The organism is Sphingomonas sp. FARSPH (assembly GCF_003355005.1).
GTDB lineage: Bacteria > Pseudomonadota > Alphaproteobacteria > Sphingomonadales > Sphingomonadaceae > Sphingomonas.
Window position 1 is genome coordinate 2,963,146 of the sequence record NZ_CP029985.1, and the last position, 19,053, is coordinate 2,982,198.

Annotated in this window: 17 protein-coding genes; 11 read left to right on the plus strand and 6 right to left on the minus strand. The window is 64.9% G+C overall.

What is annotated here, in order from left to right; all coding sequences use genetic code 11:
* The 7 genes from DM480_RS14035 to DM480_RS17975 all read left to right on the plus strand — a co-directional run bounded on the left by DM480_RS14035 (window position 1) and on the right by DM480_RS17975 (window position 7,242).
* Window positions 1–987 (plus strand): AAA family ATPase, encoded by a 987-nt coding sequence (locus tag DM480_RS14035; RefSeq protein WP_115379979.1) that lies wholly within the window; start codon window positions 1–3, stop codon window positions 985–987.
* Window positions 988–1,046: 59 nt separating this feature from the next.
* On the plus strand, window positions 1,047–2,603 hold the full coding sequence (metG, locus tag DM480_RS14040) for a methionine--tRNA ligase (RefSeq protein WP_115379981.1): 1,557 nt from the start codon (window positions 1,047–1,049) through the stop codon (window positions 2,601–2,603).
* On the plus strand, window positions 2,603–3,379 hold the full coding sequence (locus DM480_RS14045; protein WP_115379983.1) for a TatD family hydrolase: 777 nt from the start codon (window positions 2,603–2,605) through the stop codon (window positions 3,377–3,379). The genes metG and DM480_RS14045 overlap by 1 nt, the downstream gene beginning before the upstream one ends.
* A complete protein-coding gene (locus DM480_RS14050; RefSeq protein WP_198665846.1) occupies window positions 3,376–4,140 on the plus strand; it encodes an MBL fold metallo-hydrolase in 765 nt (254 codons plus the stop codon). The genes DM480_RS14045 and DM480_RS14050 overlap by 4 nt, the downstream gene beginning before the upstream one ends.
* The gene (locus DM480_RS14055) at window positions 4,137–4,754 is read left to right on the plus strand and encodes a retropepsin-like aspartic protease family protein (RefSeq protein ID WP_115379985.1); all 618 of its coding nucleotides are present in this window, start codon (window positions 4,137–4,139) and stop codon (window positions 4,752–4,754) included. Before DM480_RS14050 ends, DM480_RS14055 begins: the two co-directional genes overlap by 4 nt.
* Window positions 4,755–4,852: 98 nt before the next feature.
* Entirely contained in the window at window positions 4,853–5,860 is a 1,008-nt protein-coding gene (locus DM480_RS14060) for an IS30 family transposase (protein WP_115379987.1), read from the plus strand.
* Window positions 5,861–6,837: 977 nt separating this feature from the next.
* Window positions 6,838–7,242, plus strand: a complete 405-nt coding sequence (locus tag DM480_RS17975; RefSeq protein WP_125471543.1) for a hypothetical protein — start codon at window positions 6,838–6,840, stop codon at window positions 7,240–7,242.
* A gap of 629 nt (window positions 7,243–7,871) precedes the next feature.
* On the opposite strand, the gene tnpC is transcribed toward DM480_RS17975, so the two are convergent.
* The 3 genes from tnpC to tnpA form a co-directional block, all read right to left on the minus strand.
* Window positions 7,872–9,305, minus strand: a complete 1,434-nt coding sequence (tnpC, locus tag DM480_RS14070; RefSeq protein ID WP_115380751.1) for an IS66 family transposase — start codon at window positions 9,303–9,305, stop codon at window positions 7,872–7,874.
* Window positions 9,306–9,416: 111 nt separating this feature from the next.
* Window positions 9,417–9,764, minus strand: a complete 348-nt coding sequence (tnpB, locus tag DM480_RS14075; protein ID WP_076711207.1) for an IS66 family insertion sequence element accessory protein TnpB — start codon at window positions 9,762–9,764, stop codon at window positions 9,417–9,419.
* Window positions 9,761–10,138 carry an IS66-like element accessory protein TnpA gene (tnpA, locus tag DM480_RS14080; RefSeq protein ID WP_056439051.1) on the minus strand — a complete coding sequence of 126 codons (378 nt, stop codon included), beginning with the start codon at window positions 10,136–10,138 and terminating at the stop codon, window positions 9,761–9,763. Before tnpA ends, tnpB begins: the two co-directional genes overlap by 4 nt.
* Window position 10,139: 1 nt before the next feature.
* Between tnpA and DM480_RS14085 the strand changes: the two genes are divergently transcribed.
* Window positions 10,140–11,399 (plus strand): ISNCY family transposase, encoded by a 1,260-nt coding sequence (locus DM480_RS14085; protein ID WP_232834211.1) that lies wholly within the window; start codon window positions 10,140–10,142, stop codon window positions 11,397–11,399.
* A gap of 3 nt (window positions 11,400–11,402) precedes the next feature.
* On the opposite strand, the gene DM480_RS14090 is transcribed toward DM480_RS14085, so the two are convergent.
* Together DM480_RS14090 and DM480_RS14095 are read right to left on the minus strand one after the other, a co-directional pair.
* Complete coding sequence (locus tag DM480_RS14090) at window positions 11,403–11,936, minus strand: hypothetical protein (RefSeq protein WP_115379993.1); 534 nt, start codon at window positions 11,934–11,936, stop codon at window positions 11,403–11,405.
* 632 nt (window positions 11,937–12,568) lie between these two features.
* Entirely contained in the window at window positions 12,569–12,847 is a 279-nt protein-coding gene (locus DM480_RS14095; RefSeq protein WP_115379995.1) for a metal/formaldehyde-sensitive transcriptional repressor, read from the minus strand.
* A gap of 466 nt (window positions 12,848–13,313) precedes the next feature.
* On the opposite strand from DM480_RS14095, the gene DM480_RS14100 reads away from it, so the two are divergent.
* The 3 genes from DM480_RS14100 (at window position 13,314) to DM480_RS14110 (ending at window position 18,008) form a co-directional block, all read left to right on the plus strand.
* On the plus strand, window positions 13,314–14,696 hold the full coding sequence (locus DM480_RS14100; RefSeq protein WP_115379997.1) for a carbohydrate porin: 1,383 nt from the start codon (window positions 13,314–13,316) through the stop codon (window positions 14,694–14,696).
* Between the two features lie 326 nt (window positions 14,697–15,022).
* On the plus strand, window positions 15,023–16,693 hold the full coding sequence (locus DM480_RS14105) for an ABC transporter permease (protein WP_443026403.1): 1,671 nt from the start codon (window positions 15,023–15,025) through the stop codon (window positions 16,691–16,693).
* Window positions 16,694–16,706: 13 nt separating this feature from the next.
* A complete protein-coding gene (locus DM480_RS14110) occupies window positions 16,707–18,008 on the plus strand; it encodes an ABC transporter ATP-binding protein (RefSeq protein ID WP_115380002.1) in 1,302 nt (433 codons plus the stop codon).
* A gap of 106 nt (window positions 18,009–18,114) precedes the next feature.
* Here the strand turns inward: DM480_RS14110 and DM480_RS14115 are convergent, their stop codons facing one another.
* Window positions 18,115–19,035, minus strand: coding sequence for a cation diffusion facilitator family transporter (locus DM480_RS14115; protein ID WP_232834018.1), 921 nt, complete (start codon window positions 19,033–19,035; stop codon window positions 18,115–18,117).
* Window positions 19,036–19,053 lie beyond the last annotated feature (18 nt).

A 19,053-nucleotide genomic window follows, 5' to 3' on the forward strand; every position in this document is an offset into this window, starting at 1 on the left:
ATGACGGGGGAAGCGGCGCTGCCGCTCGGCAATGCCGACGCACAGGTCGCTTTCATGGCCGCTATGCAGGGCAGTGCAATGCATCATGCGTGGCTGCTCGTCGGGCCCGAAGGCGTCGGCAAGGCGACGTTCGCGGAGGCCGTGGCGCTCCGCCTGCTTGCCGAGGCGAGCGGCACGCGGGCGCTGGCGCCGGGGCTGACGGTGCCCGCCGATCATCCGACCCGCGCGCTGGTCGAGGCGGGTTCGCATCCCGATCTGCGTATCCTGCGCAGGTTGCCGAAGGATGCGGAAAAGCCCGATCAGGATATTGCGCGCAGCATTTCGATCGCGCAGGTGCGCAGCCTGCAACCGATGTTCGCGACGACACCGGCGATGGGCCCGCGCCGCGTCGTCATCATCGATGCCGCCGACGATCTGGAGCGGGGCGGGGCCAATGCGCTGCTCAAGAATCTGGAGGAGCCGCCCGCGGGCACGTTGTTCCTGCTCGTCAGCCATACGCCGGGCCGGTTGCTGCCGACCATCCGGTCCCGGTGCCGGCTGCTGCGTTTTGTGCCGCTCGACGATGCCGCGATGACGCAGGCGCTGAACCGGCTGCTGCCGGAGGCGGATGCGGGCGAGATCGCGGCGCTCGTCGCGACGGGCGAGGGCGCGCCGGGGCGCGCGCTGCGCTACGCCGGGCTAGACGTCGCGGCGCTGGACGATGCGATCGCGACGATCGCGCGCGATGGCGATCCCGGCAACGCCCGCCGCGCGGCGCTGGCCAAGGCGCTGGGAGGCAAGGGCAATGCTCCGCGCTACGAGCTGTTTCTCGAACGCGTGCCCGCGCTCATCGCGCGTGAGGCGCGCGTGCGTTCGGGGCCACGATTGAAGGTCGCGCTCGACGCGCAAGCGGCGGCGCGCGACCTGGCGGGCGCGGCGCTGGGCCTCTCGCTCGATGCGCAGGCGACGGTGTACGAGATGGCGGCCATCGTCGCCACGCTGCGCTGAGCAGCGGTGCGTCAACGCCGGGCTTCACCTGCCCCTGTCGATCGACTAGGGACCCGTCCATGGCCGATCCCTATTACATCACCACCGCGATCCATTATCCGAACGGCCGCCCGCACATCGGTCATGCTTATGAGATGATCGCGGCCGATGCGATCGCGCGGTTCCAGCGGCAGGCGGGGCGCGATGTCCGGTTCCAGACGGGCACCGACGAACACGGCCTGAAGATGGCGCAGACCGCGCGCGCACGCGGCATGGAAACGCGTGCCTTTGCGGATGAGATGTCGTCGTATTTCAGTGACATGGCGAGCAAGCTTGATATCAGCCATGATCGTTTCATCCGCACGGTGGAGCCCGATCACTACGCGGCCAGCCAGGCGATCTGGCGCGCGATGGAAGCGAACGGCGACCTGTATCTGGACCGCTACGAGGGTTGGTATTCGGTCCGCGACGAAGCCTTCTATGACGAGAAGGAACTGGTGGCGGGGGAAGGGGGCCAGCGCCTGTCGCCGCAAGGCACGCCGGTCGAGTGGACCGCCGAAGAGACGTGGTTCTTCCGCCTGTCCAACTATCAGCAGCCCCTGCTCGATTTCTACGCCGCCAACCCCGATTTCATCCGTCCCGAAAGCCGCCGCAACGAGGTGTTGCGCTTCGTCGAGGGCGGCCTGTCCGACCTGTCGGTATCGCGCACCAGCTTCGACTGGGGCGTGCCCGTTCCCGATAGCCCGGGGCACGTCATGTACGTGTGGGTCGACGCGCTGACCAATTACCTGACCGGCGCCGGCTATCCGGACGATACGGCGACGATGGCGCGATACTGGCCGGCCGACCTGCATTTGATCGGCAAGGACATCACGCGCTTTCACACGGTTTACTGGCCCGCCTTCCTGCTGTCGGCAAAGCTGCCGCCGCCGCGCCAGGTGTTCGCGCACGGGTTTCTGCTGCACCGCGGCGAGAAAATGTCGAAATCGCTCGGAAACGTGGTGGGACCGGACGAGTTGACCGAGGCGTTCGGCGTCGATGCGGTCCGCTATTTCCTGCTCCGCGAGGTCAGCTTCGGGCAGGATGGCAGTTATTCGGCGGAAGCGATCGTGACGCGCGTCAACGCCGAACTCGCCAACAGTTTCGGCAATCTGGCGCAGCGGACTCTCTCGTTCATCGCCAAGAATCTGGGCGGCGCGCTGCCGGAGGCGGGGCGTGCCGATCCGGCGGACGCCATGCTGATCGAGGAGGTCGTCGTCGCGTGCGCGGGATTGCGGGCTGCGTTCGGCGACCTGATGCTGAGCCAGGGGATCGAGGCGTGGATGCGCGGCGTGTTCGCCTGCAACCAGTATATCGACGCACAGGCGCCCTGGGCGTTGCGCAAGACCGATCCAGACCGGATGCACGCCGTGCTCGGTACGTTGGTGCGCGCCATCCGCATGCTGGCGATCGCCATCATGCCGGTGGTGCCCGCGTCGGCCGGCAAGGTGCTCGACCAGCTTGGTGCGACCGAGCGCGATCATGCCGCGATCGACGACGACGGCTGGTACGGCCGGCAGGTAGCGTCAGGCTTCGTGATGGCGGCGCCATCGCCGGTCTTTCCGCGGCTCGAACTGCCGACGACCGAGGCGGCGTGATGTTCGCCGACAGCCACTGCCACCTCAATTACAAGGGCCTGATCGAGGATCAGGCGGCCGTCCTGTCGCGCGCGCGCGAACGCGGCGTCGGCGTCATGCTCAACATCGCGACCCGCGAGCGCGAGTGGGACGATATCGTCGCGACCGCGGAACGCGAGCCGGACGTCTGGGCGTCCGTCGGCATCCACCCGCACGAGGCGGACCAGCACCCCCATGCCGATACGGCGAAGCTCGTCGCGCGAGCGCAGCATCCGCGCGTCGTCGGGATCGGCGAGAGCGGGCTGGACTATTTCTACGATCATTCCGACCGCACCCGCCAGCAGACGAGCTTTCGCGCGCATGTCGCGGCGGCGCGCGAAACAGGCCTGCCGCTGATCGTGCATACGCGCGATGCAGAGGAGGACACGCTGGCGATCCTGCGCGACGAGATGGAGCAGGGGCCATACACCGGCGTCATCCACTGTTTCACGGCGAGCGGCGCGTTCGCCGATGCCGCGCTCGCGCTCGGCCTGTATATTTCCATTTCCGGGATCGTCACGTTCAAGAACGCGCGCGATCTTCAGGCGACCGCGGCGCGTCTGCCGGCCGATCGCCTGCTGATCGAAACCGATGCGCCGTTTCTCGCACCCGTGCCGCACCGGGGCAAGACGGGGGAACCGGCGTTCGTCGCGGACACCGCGGCGTTTCTTGCCAACCTGCGCGGCGAGCGTATCGAGAATCTAGCGGCGCGGACCGCAGACAATTTTTACGCGCTTTTTGCGAAGGCGCGCCGGTGAAGGTGCGCATCCTCGGTTCCGGCACGTCGTCAGGCGTGCCGCGGATCGGCAATGACTGGGGCGCGTGCGATCCCGCGGAGCCGCGTAACCGGCGCAGCCGCGCCTCGCTGCTCGTCGAGCATGACGGCGTCCGCATCCTTATAGACACCAGTCCCGACATGCGCGAGCAATTGCTTGCCGCCGACGTCGGCGCAGTGGACGCGATCATTTGGACGCACGATCACGCCGATCACTGTCACGGCATCGACGACGTCCGTCAGATTTTTCACGCTCTCGGTCGCCCCGTCGTCGGTTATGCACGGCAAGCGACGCTGGACGCGCTGCAACGGCGCTTCACCTACGCTTTCGCGGGCCGCGAGGGGTATCCACCAACGATCGCGGCAAACGTTCTGCCCGACCGGCTGACGATTGGTGGCGTGACGATCGACGTGGTCGACCAGCCGCATGGCAACATCCTGTCCGCCGGACTGCGCTTCACGGCCGATGGCAGGTCCGTGGGCTATGCCACGGATTTCCATGTGATGACCGATGCGATGCGTGCGCTATATGCCGACCTTGACGTGTGGATCGTCGACGCGTTGCGCTACGCCCCGCATCCGACGCATCCCGATGTGCCCGCGGTGCTGGGCTGGATTGCCGAGCTGAAACCGCGGCGGTCAGCCTTCATACATATGGACCAGAGCATGGACTATGCCACGCTCCGCGCGACGCTGCCCGCCGGCGTGGAGCCGGGCTATGACGGGCTGGAATTCCATTCATGACGCCGGATTGGGGCGGTCAGGCCGCCCTGTGTCTGCTCCTGCTCATCCTGCCGATCTCGGCACTGATCGCGCGCCGCGTACCGATCCTGCGCGTGTTGCTGTCGCTGGCGAGCTGGGCGGCGATCGGGGCCGTCGCGCTGGTCGCGATCAACCAGCGCGAACGGTTCGATCCCTATCTGCAGCGGATCGCGGCGGCGCTGAAGCTGGACGATCAATCCGTCGTCGGACGGGAAACGCGCATCCGGATGAGCGGTGACGGTCATTTCTGGGCGCGCGTGCGGATCGACGGCGTCGAGCGACGGATGCTCGTCGACAGCGGCGCGACGGTTACCGCTCTATCGGCCGCGACGGCCGCTGCTGCGGGCCTCGACATCAAATCTGGCCTGTTTCCGTTGGTGATCAACACCGCGAACGGTCAGGTCGAAGCCCAGACTGCGACGGTGCGCGACGTCCGGCTAGGCGACATCGCCGCGCGCGATCTGGGCGTCGTCGTATCGCCGGCATTCGGCGACACCGACGTGCTCGGCATGAACTTTCTGTCGAAGCTGAAGTCGTGGCGGGTCGAAGGGCGGACGCTGATCCTGGTACCACACCATCCAAATGTTTTAACATAATACATATTATCGATCCGGTTGAATTGTAAGGGGTGCATTCTAGATCGAAGTGCGAAAACCTAGCTTAAGTGCGGGTTCCACCCGGCGGAGGGTTGCGCATGGGCAGCTACACGCATCTGGATCTCGACGAGCGCCGCAAGCTGTATCAGCTCACCAGCGCCGGTAGAAGTCCGCGCCAGGCGGCGGCCGAGCTCGGGCGTCACCCGTCCACGATCTACCGCGAGCTGAAGCGCAATCACCGGTTTGACGAAGAGCCGATGTTCCGCGGGTACTTTCCGCTGACTGCTCAATCGATGGCGGCTGGGCGACGGCTTAGGGGCGCGAAAATCAGCCGCTATCCCGAGCTCGCCAGCTACATCGTCGACCGGCTGGAAGCCGCCTGGTCGCCGGAGCAGATTGCCGGCTACCTTCGGCACCGTACCGCAGGGCCGCTTCGGGTGAGCCATGAAACGATCTACCAGTTCGTGTATGGGCCCGACGGTCAGGCGGCCAAGCTGGCACGGCTGCTGCCCACCGGCAGGCGGAAACGCCGACGTCGCTACGCTCGCAAGCCACGCGGCCTGAACATCCCGCCCGCCCACACCATCGCGGCTCGACCGCCAGACATCGCTGAGCGGGCCGACTTTGGCCATTGGGAAGGCGACCTCATCGCGTTCAAGCTGCAGCACGGTAAGGCTAACCTCACCTCGCTGGTTGAGCGCCGGAGCCGCTTCACCGTGCTGACGCCCAACAGCAGCCGTCACTCGGCCGGCATCATGGAAGGCATCGAGCGCCACCTCGGCACCTTCCCCCCTTCCCTCCGTCGCACCATCACGCTTGACCGGGGCACCGAGTTCGCCGGGTATGGGCGCCTACGGGAGAGCTTGGGCATGACCGCGTACTTCTGCCAGCCCTCAGCGCCATGGCAGAAGGGCAGCGTGGAGAACAGCAACGGCAGGATACGGCGCTTCCTGCCCTCCGACACGGACATCGCACAGGTACCGCGAGGCGAGCTCGAGCAGTTGGTAGACCGCCTCAACCGAACGCCACGCAAGTGCCTTGCATATCGAACGCCGGGCGAGGTCCTGGCCGAGCAGGTCGCCCTCGTGCTTGAAGCGGAACCGTGACGTTTCGGCATGTCCGCAAGCGCCCAAACTCGCCATCTCAGCCACCGATGATCGTTCCCGAAATCGGCCGCTCGTACAGGATGCGGTCGGCGGTAGAGGAGCAGCAGCCTCGGGCGGACTTAGCTCTTCACTACCAGCCCTGCCCGCCATCGACGCCTGCAAGGATGGCGTCAGTCGCCGCACACGGCGGCCCTGAAAGAGTCCGACCCGTAAAGCGCAACAAAGGCGGAGCGTTTGGCATCGTGTCGCGACCTGTCCTAAGCTCGACGACATGGAACCTAGCAGCAAAGCCACCGCGAAAATACCAAACGATAGTCCTGTCCTTGAAGGCGTAGGCTCGAACGAACTGCCGGGGCGGCAATGTCCTTGATTTTTCGTCCACAACATCGGACGGATTGAAGCTCTCTCCAACATCTGCGATGCCCAAATTTTGCCTGCGAAATTCAGCGGCAACCTCTGGAAGATCGCGCAGTGAGTTAACGATTCGGGCTGGCTCGGAAAGTTGGCACTGCGCTGGGACACCCCCCAGCGGTTTCGAGGCTATGGTTTGGGCATTTGCGACCGGGTGACTGAACCCAAGAGCGCAGGTTACAGCCAAGATCCGTGCTTTGTTCTTCGGCATGCCGCATCTCCGATCTCAGCGACTCAATGGTCGCACACGAACCCTTGCTACGATGCCGGGGGTCGGCGACTGTCCGCTTATAGCTCTTCCATGACAATACCGGCCCGGCTGTTCACCTGCCAATCTCGGCCATTGGCGTACGTCGCCGTTCGGGCCGGCAACGAGCGTGTGTGATTAAGAGGCTAGACAACAGTCCGGTTCCGCGACCAAGAAGGTGATAGTTGTCCCTTACGTCGCCTTCGCCGTCAACGATACTGAAACCCTGGACGCTTATGATACGATCACTCGCAATGAGAGTGACCCCATGACGGCAAACCGCGAGCCCGAGGTACGATCAGGCGCCAGGGGAGGATGGATGGCGCGCGCCATTGCCAGCCTTCTTCTGGGTATTATATCCCTACCCTTGGGCTCTGGAGGCATCTTCAATGCCGTACGCGGCCATGCTTCGCCGCCCGAAACGTTCGTGTCGATTGTTTTCTTTGTGGTCGGTGTTGCGTCGCTTCGTGGTGTGATCCGCAGCCTCAAACACTATCGGCACCCCAGCTCGCTGATCATGGACGAAGATGGGATCGAGGTGGCGGATATCTATCAAACTCGAAGATGGGCGTGGACCGACATTCTCGGTGCGACGACCGGTCGGGGTACTATCTTCATTACGTTGATCGTTCGTCGGTCGGCGCGGAGCCATTCCTACGTCGACATCGGTCCCTGGCCGAGAGGCACGCTACGAGATATTCTCGCCGAAAAGGCTGCGCGGTAGCGCTGCAACCTTTCGAAGGTTGTACTTGTGCCCTCCTATGCCTTTAGAGGGCTGCTCACCGAGCCGTCCGCGCATAATTGCTAGTGGTTGTTCGCGGCCGTTACCGGCGTGACCGAGCCCGCTGCTGTCGCAGCGGGTCCGAGGGCGCAAGAGCCGAGAGGCCATCGCATCAGCGGGGCAGCGCTGCGCTGCTTGGGAGGCTACACGCTGCCCCGCTGCCACGAGGCGGTGTCGCACTTCGGCTTGAAACCGCAAAGCGCCCATACGAAAGGAGACATCTCCGCTCGTACGAAAGGAGACTCCTGGCTTGAGCAGCCCATCCCGGGCTTGCTGCAAGGAGTCCGATGATGACGGGTGCTGTTGAGCCGTTCGAAGGGAACGAAATTGGTTCGTACGCGGGCAAGGCCATTCAGGCATACCTCGATAAGAGGATCAGTGTTGCGGACCTTAAAGCGTCTCTCGGCGTAGCTCGAGCTTATATGTACCGCCTCATTGAGCGGTACCGGCTCGACGGTGAAGCAGGCCTCGTCTCTAAGAAGGTCGGAAACTCAAACGGGTCACGTGCGGTCGGCGACCGCAAGCGGATCATGGACCTAGTCCGAGAGTAAGCGTCCGGTGACGGCGTCACCTCAAACGGGCCGGTAGTTCCACGGCAGCAGTTCAGCGACCCGGCGGGCCGGATGGTCTGCGATGCGTCTGATGGTGTCGGCCAGCCAGGCCTCGGGGTCGACGCCGTTGAGCCTGGCGGTTTCCACCAGGCTGTAGATGCTGGCGGCGCGGTGCCCGCCCTGGTCGGAGCCCGCGAATAGCCAGTTTTTGCGCCCGACGGCGATACCGCGCAGCGAGCGCTCGGCGGCATTGTTGTCGATCTCCAGGCGACCATCGTCGGCATAGCGGGTCAGCGCCTGCCAGCGGGCGAGCGCATAGCGGATGGCGACCGCAAGGTCGGAGCGCCGGGACAGCTTCGGTCCGGTCGCGTCGAGCCACTGGCGGAAGGCATCGAGCAGCGGTCCGGCCCTGGCCTGGCGCGCGTGCCGTCGCTCGTCAGGGAGCCGGCCACGCACATCCCGTTCGACGGCATAGAGGCCGGCGATATGGTCCAGTGCCTCGCGGGCCGTGGGGGAGCCGGTTGCGGCATGGACGTCGAAGAACTTGCGCCTGACATGCGCCCAGCAGGCCACCTCTGCGATGCGGTCGCCATAGAGGCGGTCGAACCCGGCATAGCCATCGGCGTGCAGATCGCCCCGGAACCGGGCAAGATGTCCGGCGGGTCGTTCGCCCTTGCGGTCGGGCGCGTAGTGGAACAGCACGGCGGGCGGAGCCTCGCCGCCAGCCCCGCGCTCGTCGCGTACATAGGTCCACAGCCTGCCCGTCCTGGTGCGACCGGCACCAGGGGCCAGTACCGGCACCGGCGTGTCGTCGGCATGGAGGGTCGCGCCGCCCATGACGTGGCGCTCGAGCGCGTCGACCAAGGGGCCGAGGAGCGCGGCCGAGCGCCCGACCCAGTCGGCGAGCGTGGAGCGGGCAAGGTCGACGCCCTGGCGAGCATAGATGCCCGACTGGCGGTAGAGCGGCAGATGGTTGGCGTATTTGGACACCAGCACATGGGCGAGCAGCCCCGCACCGGGTCGACCGCGCTCGATGGGCATGGACGGCAACGGCGCCTGCACTATGCGCTCGCATGACCGGCAGCTGAGCCGCGGCCGGACGTGGCGCACGACCCGGAACGAGGCGGGCACATAGTCGAGCTGTTCCGTAACGTCCTCGCCCATGCGCCGCATGGCACCACCGCAGTCGGGGCAGACGCACGGTGCCTCATGCACGACCTCGGTGCGGGGCAGATGATCGGGCAGCGGCTGTCGATACGGCCTGGCGGTCTCCCGTGTCCGGGTGACCACCGGCATCGCCGCAGTGGCGGCTTCCGCCTCGCGCTCTTCCAGCCCGAGTTCCAGCTGGTCAGCCTGGTGCGTCAGCTTCTCCGACGAACGGCCGAAGGCCATGCGCCGCAGCCGCGCGACCTGCATCCGCAACTGCTCCAGCTCGGCGCCGGCAGCAATGAGCATGGCCTTCAGAAGGGCGATATCGTCGGGCAGCGAGGCGGCATCGGGCGACACGCCCGCTTATACCAGAACCCCCGTGCCGATACACGCGAAAGCCGCAGGAAACCGTACTTTTTACCAGGCCAAGGTCGGCTGCGAGGACCGGATCGGATGCCGCCAGTCCACCCCTTCGAGCAGCATCGACAGCTGCGCCGGGGTCAGCACCGCGACGCCGTCCGCGGTCGCCGGCCAGGTGAACCGGCCCCGCTCCAGACGCTTGGCATGGAGCACGAGACCCTGACCATCCCACCACAGCAGCTTGACCAGATCGCCACGCTTGCCCCGGAAGGCGTACACCGCACCGCCAAACGGATCCTGGCGCAGCCGCTGCTGTACCAGCGCGGCCAGCCCGTCGAAGCCCTTGCGCATGTCCGTGACCCCGGCCGCCAGATACACCCGGACACCGCCCGGCGGCCCGATCAAGCAAACCCCGCCAGCACGGTCTTGAGCACCCGCGCGTCGATGGGAGGTGCCAGGCGGATGCGTTGCCCGGCCGGGCCGACCACTTCCACCACACCCGGTCCGAGCGGCTCCGAATGCGGCACCATGGGCGCGCCCGCCACCTCGACCGGAATGAATGCCGGCCCCGGCAACGGCAATGCTTCGCTCGCCACCCCGTCGCGCAGCAGCGTGCGTCGCCAGCGATACACCAGCGACGTGCACACCCGGTGTCGCCGCGCCACCTCCAGCACGCTGGCACCCGGCATCATCGCCTCCGACACGATCCGCGCCTTGTCATCTTCGCTGAACCGCCGGCGCGGTTCAGGCCCAACCATCTCGATAATTCGCGTCGCCATGATGCCGCACCGGTGTCTGCCACAGTGCCGAACCTGTGGCTTGCGCATCACCTCGTCAGCAAGGTGGAGAAGACCGGACGCTTACGTCCGAGACCACTATCCCGATTTTGGTCCCACGCTTGCAGCTGAGAAACTCCTCGAGCAACATGGAGAGAAGGTCGGCGTAACGACGCTGAGCAGGTGGATGAAAGAAGCCGGTCTTTGGATCGACCGTCGCAGCCGCCGACCGAGGATCTTCTCACCTCGAGAACCGCGCGAATGCCGCGGCGAACTGATCCAAGTTGACGGATCGTACCACCGTTGGTTCGAGAAGCGTGGCGACGAGTGCTGCCTGATCGTCTTCATCGACGATGCCACTAGCGAGCTCATGTACCTTCAGTTCGTTGAGCACGAGACGTCTTATAACTATATGAGCGGCCTGAAGATCTACATCGAACGTTTCGGCATCCCTGGTGCGCTGTTCTCTGACCGACACGCGATCTTTCGCGTTCCCAACCTGACTTCCGAGGGCGAGCGGGGTCAGACGCAGTTTGCGCGTGCTTGCGTGCGTCTCGGTATCGAGACGATCTGTGCGAAAACGCCGCAGGCCAAGGGTCGGGTGGAGCGCGCCAACCGCACTCTCCAGGACCGGCTGATCAAGGAGATGCGACTTCGTGACATCTCGACAATGGAGAAGGGCAACCTATTCCTCGGCGAATATATACGTATGCACAACGAGCAGTTCGCGCGCCCACCACGAAGCGATCAGAACGGTCATCGGCCGGCGCCCAACCTCGATCTCCGATCACTGATGACGTACACGGTCGAGCGGAAGGTCTTCAAGGATCTGACCGTTTCGTTCAACAAAATTAGGTACGTCCTGGAAGAGTCGGAGACCAGTTGTAGAGCGATCGGAAAGCGAGTGATCGTTGCTGTCCCGCTCGAAGGTGCCGTGGAGATCCTCTTCGAGGAGATCCCCCTTCCCTACAAAATCTTCGACAAGATCCGCCGCGTGCCTGGCACTCCCGAAGTTTTCGATCACAAGCAGTTGGGTGCGGCGTTCGCGCTCGCAAAGGCGATCGGTGAGGCCGAGCCGCACCACTTCCAGAGAAATGGGCACGTGCTGGCGGGATTCCGCAAGCAGTTCTCGGATCCTGCCGACCTGAAAAGCAAGTCGCTTCAGGGCGCTTCGGCCTCTGTCCGCAAGACGTTCAACGGTCGACCTCGTACACCTCTTGGTCGTCATCCGATCGTCATTGCGGAACCCGCTCGGCGAAATTGACGGTCAGCCGGCTTCTTCCCCGAATGCTCTGCAGCGGCGCGTGAAGGCGCGCAACAGCTGATAATCTTCGAGGTATTTTCTGGCCCTGATTTCCGGGTCGGGTTCGTCCCGGATCGGCAGGAAGGCCCGGAGACCGAGACCGGGTCGCAGATCGACCGAGAGCATCTCGATGAGCGCAAATGCCTCACGTCCTGACCATCGCCAAGAAGGAGAGATGCCGGCGCGTCTGTAGAACCTGCTCTCCTGAGGCTCTCCCGTTAAGTCCCGTCGATCGACCAAGGCGCTCCCCAGCGTCCTGTTCAGCGCGCGGGCAGCCTTTCGATAAAGGGCAGTCTCCAACGCAGTCGACTCGATTGTCCCTGCAAGCGAGCTTCGATCGATTCTGATGGTTCCGCTTTTCAACTCTCCGGAACTCGCGAGCAGGGCCCAGCCGATGGCGGTGACTTGCCGCGCATCGAAGCAGATGGCGCCGACCCGGTCCGTTGGCAGGACTTCCGAGGCGATCTCGCCTTCGTACCGTTTGACGTACATGTACATGCGCGCACCTGCCCCCGATCTAAATGCTTGGGAGCGCCGGCGGAGCCGGGTGTTCGTAACCTGGGCACACGGTCCAAGCGCCGCCGCTTTTAGGCAAGCCCTGGACATGTGCGTCGGCCACCCGGCCACGAAGCTCGTGACCGGCGTGTGACTCCTGGGGTTACGACGCCCCACCTCCGGGACGTACCGGCAGGCCAGCGCCTTATGGAGATCCTGCTTGGGCGTCGCAAGTCCTCCTAGGCAGGCGGAGCTTTGTAGATCAACCTGCGCCGGGGCGTGTGACGTCCGAGCAGGTTCCGCTTTGTTGGACGTTTGAAACGCACCTCACTGACGTCTCGGAGGGTTTTTCCCCTTCCCTGTCCGCGCTGGCGAGAAGGAGCTGAGGGTCAGAAGTAACCCCACGCATGGAGGCGATTTGACCCAATTTCGGTCATTCAGCAGCATCTTGCGCCTCCCCAGAACCGGACGCCTGTTAACCTCTTAGGTCCCTACCAGGTACGGATGGGATCTGCACCAGATGGCCGGTCATCCCTCATGCACACGATCTGACGCGGACTTCTGACACCCCGAACGCCGCAGCAAACCGCCGGCTGCGCGCTGGTGTCACAACCGGACGGTTGTGACACCAAGGGTCACGTCAGATACGCATGAACGATCTCGACCAATTCCTCTGCCGCGGCACGTTGCGGGCTGTCAGCGGACGACGACGGATCGATCAGATGCTCGCGGATGTGGTCCTCGATGACCTCGGCAATGAAGCCGTCCAGTGCGCCCCGGCACGCCGTCGCCTGTTGCAGCACGCGCGCGCACTCGCGGTCCTCCTCGACCGCGCGCTCGATCGCCTCAAGCTGCCCGCGCATGCGTTTGAGGCGGTTGAGCAGCTTCTTCTTCTCTTTTTCGACGTGGCTCATGCCTGCTCCGGTTATTCAGGGTTGATCCTATACCCCGGATAGGTATGTGGCGTCCATCAGTCGCGAAGGTTCGCGACTCGAAACCACGGTGCGCGCCTGCGTGCCAGACGAAGGACCAAGATGAACGCCCGATCTGCCGCCGTGTCCAGCGAGGACGACAGTAGGAGCTTTGCTCCGCTGATCCGCACCGCGGGACAGGAAACGGTCGGGGAGTTCGCGCCCATCGCCTGATTGCGGTGTCGCCGATCTCCCGGACCGGATTTTAACCCGGAATACCAGGAGGTCGCCATGACCCTGCTTGTGCTGCGTGTCGAACGACACCCCGATACTGTCCGCGTCGAGCATCTGAGCCGACGCATTCGCCTTGCTCTCTATACGTCCGGCATTCCGCGAAGGCGGGTGGTCTGATCCCGATCACCCGGCGCCACTTCTCTGCGCCGTAACCGAATAGCAGCAGGATAATCTCATGATCCGGACACCCTCGCTGCTGGCGAGCGCCTGCGCGCTTGCCAGCGTCACTCTTCACGCGCCTGCGATGGCTCAGGACGTTCAGGAGCGCGCGCCCGCCGTCACCGCGCCCGCCGCAACCGTCCTGCCAGATGCGATGCCCGCGGATGAACGCATTGCGATCCACGGTCAGGCGACATTCGTCCTCCAAGGCACGCCTGGCTTCGCCTCTCCGTACAGCGGCACCAACAGCCTGACGCCGCGGCAGGCCAAGGAGACGGTGGACGTGACGCTTTACGCCGGCGTGCGCCCGTGGGCGGGTGGCGAGCTATGGGTGAACCCCGAGATCGATCAGGGTTTCGGTCTATCGAACACGCTGGGCGTCGCAGGCTTCCCCAGCGCGGAGGCGTACAAGGTCGGCCGGAGCAATCCCTATTTCCGGCTTCAGCGGCTGTTCTTCCGCCAGACAATCGGATTGGGCGGGGAGCGCGAGGCGGTAGCGGGCGTCGCCAACCAGCTTGGCGGATCGCGCATGACCGATCGCCTCGTTCTGACCGCGGGCAAGTTCGGCGTCGGCGATGTGTTCGACACCAACAGCTACGCGCACGATCCGCGCGGCGATTTCCTCAACTGGTCGGCGGTCGATGCCGGCAGCTTCGATTATGCCGCGGATGCTTGGGGCTACACTACCGGCGTCGCGGCCGAATGGTATCGACGCGCATGGACGCTGCGCTTGGGCGCCTTCAACCTGTCGAAGGTGCCCAACGGCGAAACCCTGGAGACAGGGTTTCAACAATACCAGTTCGATGCCGAGATCGAGCATCGTCATATGCTGGCCGGTCGGCCGGGAGCCGTGCGTGTAACGGTGTTCCGCAATCGCGGACGGTTCGGGCGCTTTGACGAAGCGCTGGCGCTGGCAAGGCTCACCGGCGACGATGCCGATACGGCGCTAGTGCGTCGTCGGCGCACGCGCGCCGGTATCAGCGTCAACGCGGAGCAGGCCGTCACCGACGCGCTGGGCATCTTCGCTCGCGCCGGCATTGCCGATGGCCAGGTCGAGCCCTATGATTTCACCGATATCGATCGCACGGCGCAGCTCGGCTTGGTGCTTAAAGGCGCCTGGTGGCGACGTGTCGGCGATACGGTCGGCGCGGTGTTCATCGTCAACGGCATCAGCCGCGAGCATCAGCGCTATCTCGACGCGGGCGGCTTGGGGGTTCTGGTCGGCGATGGGCGGCTTCCGCACCCCGGCTCGGAATATATCGGCGAAGCCTATTACAAACTGGTCGCGGTAAAGGGCGTCGAGTTCTCGCTCGACTATCAGTTCGTCGCAAACCCCGGTTACAATCGCGACCGCGGCCCGGCCAACGTGTTCGCGTTTCGCGCGCACGGAGCCTTTTGACGGTGCCCGGCCGATGTCCCGGCACCGCCACACTCCGGCGCGGTGGGAGCTGATGGTGCCGCCCCGTGTCTGGTTCACCTTGGCGGACGGGTCACTCCACGGCATCCGTCTGCTTGTCCGCACTCGCATCCGCGCACCGCGGCTGCTGAATTTCGGCATGATCCTGACCGCACGCTTCTCGCGTGCCGGCGTCGCCTCATGGCGGCATCGGATTACGAGAAAAGGATGACGATGTGACGCCTCAAGCGCCTGACGTTCAGCGCACCGGATTCCTCGGCTTCTCGCCCCGTCGCCTCCGCGGCGGCATCGGCTGGCCCGATCTGGCGCTGTTCGCGATCCTGCTTGCCGCCGGTGTCGGCGTCGCCAAGGGTGTGCATGACGCGATCGAGCCGCTGTCACGGCTTCGCGTGGAGGCGGTGACGCTCGATTGGCGCAATCTGCCCCAATATGCGCTGCTGACGACGCTACGCCTGTTCGCCGCGCTGGCGGCATCCTTCGTCTTCACGGTGCTCGCCGCGACCGCGGCGGCCAAGAGCCGGCGCGCCGAACTGGTCATCATCCCGGCGCTCGACATCCTCCAGTCAGTGCCGGTGCTCGGCTTCATGACCTTTACCGTCACCGCGTTCATGGGCCTGTTTCCCGGCAGCCGGGTGGGCGTTGAATGCGCCGCGATCTTCGCGATCTTCACCAGCCAGGCCTGGAACATGGCCTTCAGCCTGTACCAATCGCTGCGACAGGTGCCCGCAGACCTGAACGAGGTCGCCAGCGGGTTCGGTCTGTCGCCGTTGCGCCGGCTGCTGCGCGTCGAGCTTCCGTTTTCGACGCCGGGCCTCGTGTGGAACGCGATGATGTCGATGTCGGGCGGCTGGTTCTTCGTCGTCGCGTCGGAAGCGATCAGCGTCGGTCATACCCAGATCATGCTGCCCGGCATCGGGTCGTGGCTCGCGCTCGCGATCGAGCGACAGGACCTAACGGCGGTAGCGCAGGCGGTCGCCGCGATGGCGATCGTCATCCTGCTTTACGACCAACTTGTGTTCCGGCCCATCATCGCCTGGGCGGACCGCTTCCGCGTCGAACAGACCGCCAGCGCCCATCCGCCGCAGTCCTGGGTTTACGACCTCTTCCGGCGTGCTCGGTTGCTGCCGTCGCTGACGGCGCCGCTAAGGGCCGGAGCGGCGCTGATCTTCGTGGCGGAGGCCGCGCCCCGACAGATGGTGCAGCGTCGCCGGTTCGCACCGCGCAAGGACGACCGGTTGCCGGGCCTGCACTTGTGGACGGTGCTGGTCATCGCTGCCGCGATCGCGGCGAGCCTCTATGCCGTTCGCTTCCTCGGCCAGACGCTGACACCAGGCGATGCCGTACGGGCGCTGGGTTACGGCCTGCTGACCTTGCTGCGCGTCGTCGTGCTGATCGCCATCGCCAGCCTGATCTGGGTGCCGATCGGTGTCTGGATCGGCCTGCGCCCGCTGTGGGCGGCGCGCATCCAGCCGGTCGCGCAGTTCCTCGCCGCCTTCCCGGCCAACGTCCTGTTCCCGATCGCGGTGGTCGTCATCGTCCGCTTCCACCTCGATGCCGACGTGTGGCTGTCGCCGCTGATGGTGCTGGGCACGCAATGGTACATCCTGTTCAACGTCATCGCCGGCGCAAGCGCGATCCCCAACGATCTGATCGAGGCGAACCGGATGTTCGGGGTGCGAGGCTGGCAATGGTGGCGACGCCTGATCCTGCCCGGTATCTTCCCCTATTACGTCACCGGAGCGCTGACCGCGTCCGGCGGTTCGTGGAATGCGAGCATCGTCGCCGAGGCCGTGTCCTGGGGATCGACCCACCTGCGCGCGACGGGGCTCGGCAGCTATATCGCGGACGCGACCGCGGCCGGGGACAGCGCGCGTGTGCTGCTCGGCATCATGGTCATGTCGGTGTTCGTGATCGCGATCAATCGCCTGCTCTTCCGCCCGCTCTACCGCATCTCCGAACGCCGCCTGCGCCTGTCCTGAGGAACCACAAGGCATGACCATTGCCCGCCCCAAGCCCGTCGTCACCATCGAGCGCCTGAGCCATAGTTATGGCGGCATCGAAGGCGGCACGCTGATCCTCGATGATGTCGAGCTGACCGTGAACGAGGGTGAGGTCGTCGGCCTGCTCGGGCGGTCGGGCTCGGGCAAATCCACCCTACTGCGCTCGATCGCTGGCCTGGTCAGCCCGACCGCGGGCGAGCTGACCTTCGCTCCTGACGATGCCGGTGATCCCCGATCGGTCGCGATGGTATTCCAGTCGTTTGCGCTGATGCCGTGGCTGACCGTCCAGCAGAATGTCGAGCTGGGCCTTGAAGCGCAGCGGGTGCCTGCGGATGAACGACGCCGACGTGCATTGGCCGCGATCGACCTGATCGGCCTCGACGGGTTCGAGAACGCCTTCCCCAAGGAGTTGTCGGGCGGGATGCGCCAGCGCGTCGGTCTGGCGCGCGCGCTGGTGGTCGAACCGTCGCTGCTGTTGATGGACGAGCCGTTCTCCGCACTCGACGTATTAACGGCCGAGACGTTGCGAACCGATCTTCTCGATCTGTGGGACGAGGACAAGCTCGGCATCTCGTCGATCCTGATCGTCACCCACAATATCGAGGAAGCCGTGCTGATGTGCGACCGCATCCTCGTGCTGGCATCCAACCCCGGGCGGATCGTCGCGGAGTTCCGGGTCGATCTTCCGCAACCGCGGGATCGGCTCGATCCGGTTTTCCGTGATCTGGTCGAGCAGATTTATGCCCGGATGACGCAGCGCCCCGTGCCGTCGCCCGCATCCGCTACGCCGTCGATCGAACACGGTATCGATCGTCCGCTACCCGACGTGTCGGTCAACACGCTCGCCGGCCTGATTGAGGAGGTCGAGGCCGCCCCTTTCTCGGGCCGCGCGCCGCTCTCAGCCCTCGCGGACACGCTTCAACTCGAAATCGATGACCTGTTTCCGATTGTGGAAAGCCTTCAGCTCCTGCAGTTTATCGACGTGGTGGACGGGGATGCGGTGCTGACCAAGCGCGGTCACGCATTCGCGCAAGAGGACACGGATCAGCGGAAGGCCAATTTCCGGCGCACGCTGGAGACACATGTGCGGCTTGCCCGTCATATCCGCACGGTGCTGGACGAGCGGCCGACACACCAGGCACCGGCACGTCGTTTCCGCGACGAGCTCGAGGATCACATGTCGCCTGACTTTGCCGAGGTGACGCTGAAGACAGTAACGGAATGGGGCCGCTACGCGGAGCTGTTCGCCTATGACGATGACGATGACAGGTTCAGCCTCGATGACCCGGCCTGAACCATACTCACCTGATTACATAGGTGTCAGGACCGGACGGCTCTGACGCTTGGGGTTTCGAAGACAATGGCAGTGCTCGAAGGCCGTCGCTTACGAATACCAGTTCTCAGGCAGTCGAGCCGATCGTCATTGCGCCGTGCTTCCGCTTGGCTTCCGGCTCGACGTGAATCGAGATGATACTGTCCGGGTGCTCAACCTTCAGTGCCGCCTCGATCCTGTCGCAGATGGCATGCGACGCAGCGACGGTCATCGATCCGGGCACAATCAAGTGGAAATCGATGAACGTCATACGGCCGGCATGCCGGGAGCGAAGATCATGCGCCTCCAGCGCCCCAGCCATGTGCGCGTTGATCGTCGCCTCGACGGCCGCGAGGTCCTCGGGCGGTAACGCGGTATCCATCAGTCCCCCGACGCTTTCCGTAATGAGGTGCCAGCCTGCCCACAGAATGTTGAGCGCCACCAGCGCAGCAAGGATGGGGTCGAGAATTTCCCAACCGGTCACCGCGACCAGCAAGACGCCGACGATCACGCCCCCCGAGGTGTAAACATCGATGAGCAGGTGCTTGCCGTCCGCCACCAGTGCGGGCGAACGGCGTTGCCGGCCGGTGCGGATCAGCAGCCAGCTCCATAGGCCGTTCAGCGCCGACGCGCCCGCACTCACGGCAAGGCCCAGCGCAGGGGCTTGCAACGGGTGTGGATCACGAAACGCGCCATAGGCTTCCCGCAGGATCGCGAGCGAGGCGACGAGGATCAGCACGCCTTCCAGAACAGCGGAGAAATATTCCGCCTTGGAGTGCCCATAGGGATGATCGGCATCGGCCGGCCGCAGGCTGATCCGGATCGCGAAAAATGCCGCTACGGCCGTGACGACGTTGATGATGCTCTCGATCGCATCCGAGTAGAGCGCGACGCTGCCTGTCAGGGCATAGGCGAGGTATTTCAGGCCGAGAACGACCAGGCTGACGAGGATGCTCCCCGCCGCCAGTTTCAGGATGTTCGTCGGCTTCGCCGCTGCCGCGCCCGTCACCGGCGGTTGCCTGAGCTG

What these genes read in the sequence shown, in the direction of transcription:
- DM480_RS14055 (WP_115379985.1), top strand. Translation starts at nt 4,137, where the DNA reads ATGACGCCGGATTGGGGCGGTCAGGCCGCCCTGTGTCTGCTCCTGCTC.
- DM480_RS14095 (WP_115379995.1), bottom strand. Translation starts at nt 12,847, where the DNA reads ATGAGCCACGTCGAAAAAGAGAAGAAGAAGCTGCTCAACCGCCTCAAA.
- DM480_RS14035 (WP_115379979.1), top strand. Translation starts at nt 1, where the DNA reads ATGACGGGGGAAGCGGCGCTGCCGCTCGGCAATGCCGACGCACAGGTC.
- DM480_RS14090 (WP_115379993.1), bottom strand. Translation starts at nt 11,936, where the DNA reads ATGTACATGTACGTCAAACGGTACGAAGGCGAGATCGCCTCGGAAGTC.
- DM480_RS14060 (WP_115379987.1), top strand. Translation starts at nt 4,853, where the DNA reads ATGGGCAGCTACACGCATCTGGATCTCGACGAGCGCCGCAAGCTGTAT.
- metG (WP_115379981.1), top strand. Translation starts at nt 1,047, where the DNA reads ATGGCCGATCCCTATTACATCACCACCGCGATCCATTATCCGAACGGC.
- DM480_RS14100 (WP_115379997.1), top strand. Translation starts at nt 13,314, where the DNA reads ATGATCCGGACACCCTCGCTGCTGGCGAGCGCCTGCGCGCTTGCCAGC.
- DM480_RS14085 (WP_232834211.1), top strand. Translation starts at nt 10,140, where the DNA reads ATGCCGCACCGGTGTCTGCCACAGTGCCGAACCTGTGGCTTGCGCATC.
- DM480_RS14045 (WP_115379983.1), top strand. Translation starts at nt 2,603, where the DNA reads ATGTTCGCCGACAGCCACTGCCACCTCAATTACAAGGGCCTGATCGAG.
- tnpC (WP_115380751.1), bottom strand. Translation starts at nt 9,305, where the DNA reads ATGCTCATTGCTGCCGGCGCCGAGCTGGAGCAGTTGCGGATGCAGGTC.
- tnpA (WP_056439051.1), bottom strand. Translation starts at nt 10,138, where the DNA reads ATGGCGACGCGAATTATCGAGATGGTTGGGCCTGAACCGCGCCGGCGG.
- DM480_RS17975 (WP_125471543.1), top strand. Translation starts at nt 6,838, where the DNA reads ATGGCGCGCGCCATTGCCAGCCTTCTTCTGGGTATTATATCCCTACCC.
- DM480_RS14110 (WP_115380002.1), top strand. Translation starts at nt 16,707, where the DNA reads ATGACCATTGCCCGCCCCAAGCCCGTCGTCACCATCGAGCGCCTGAGC.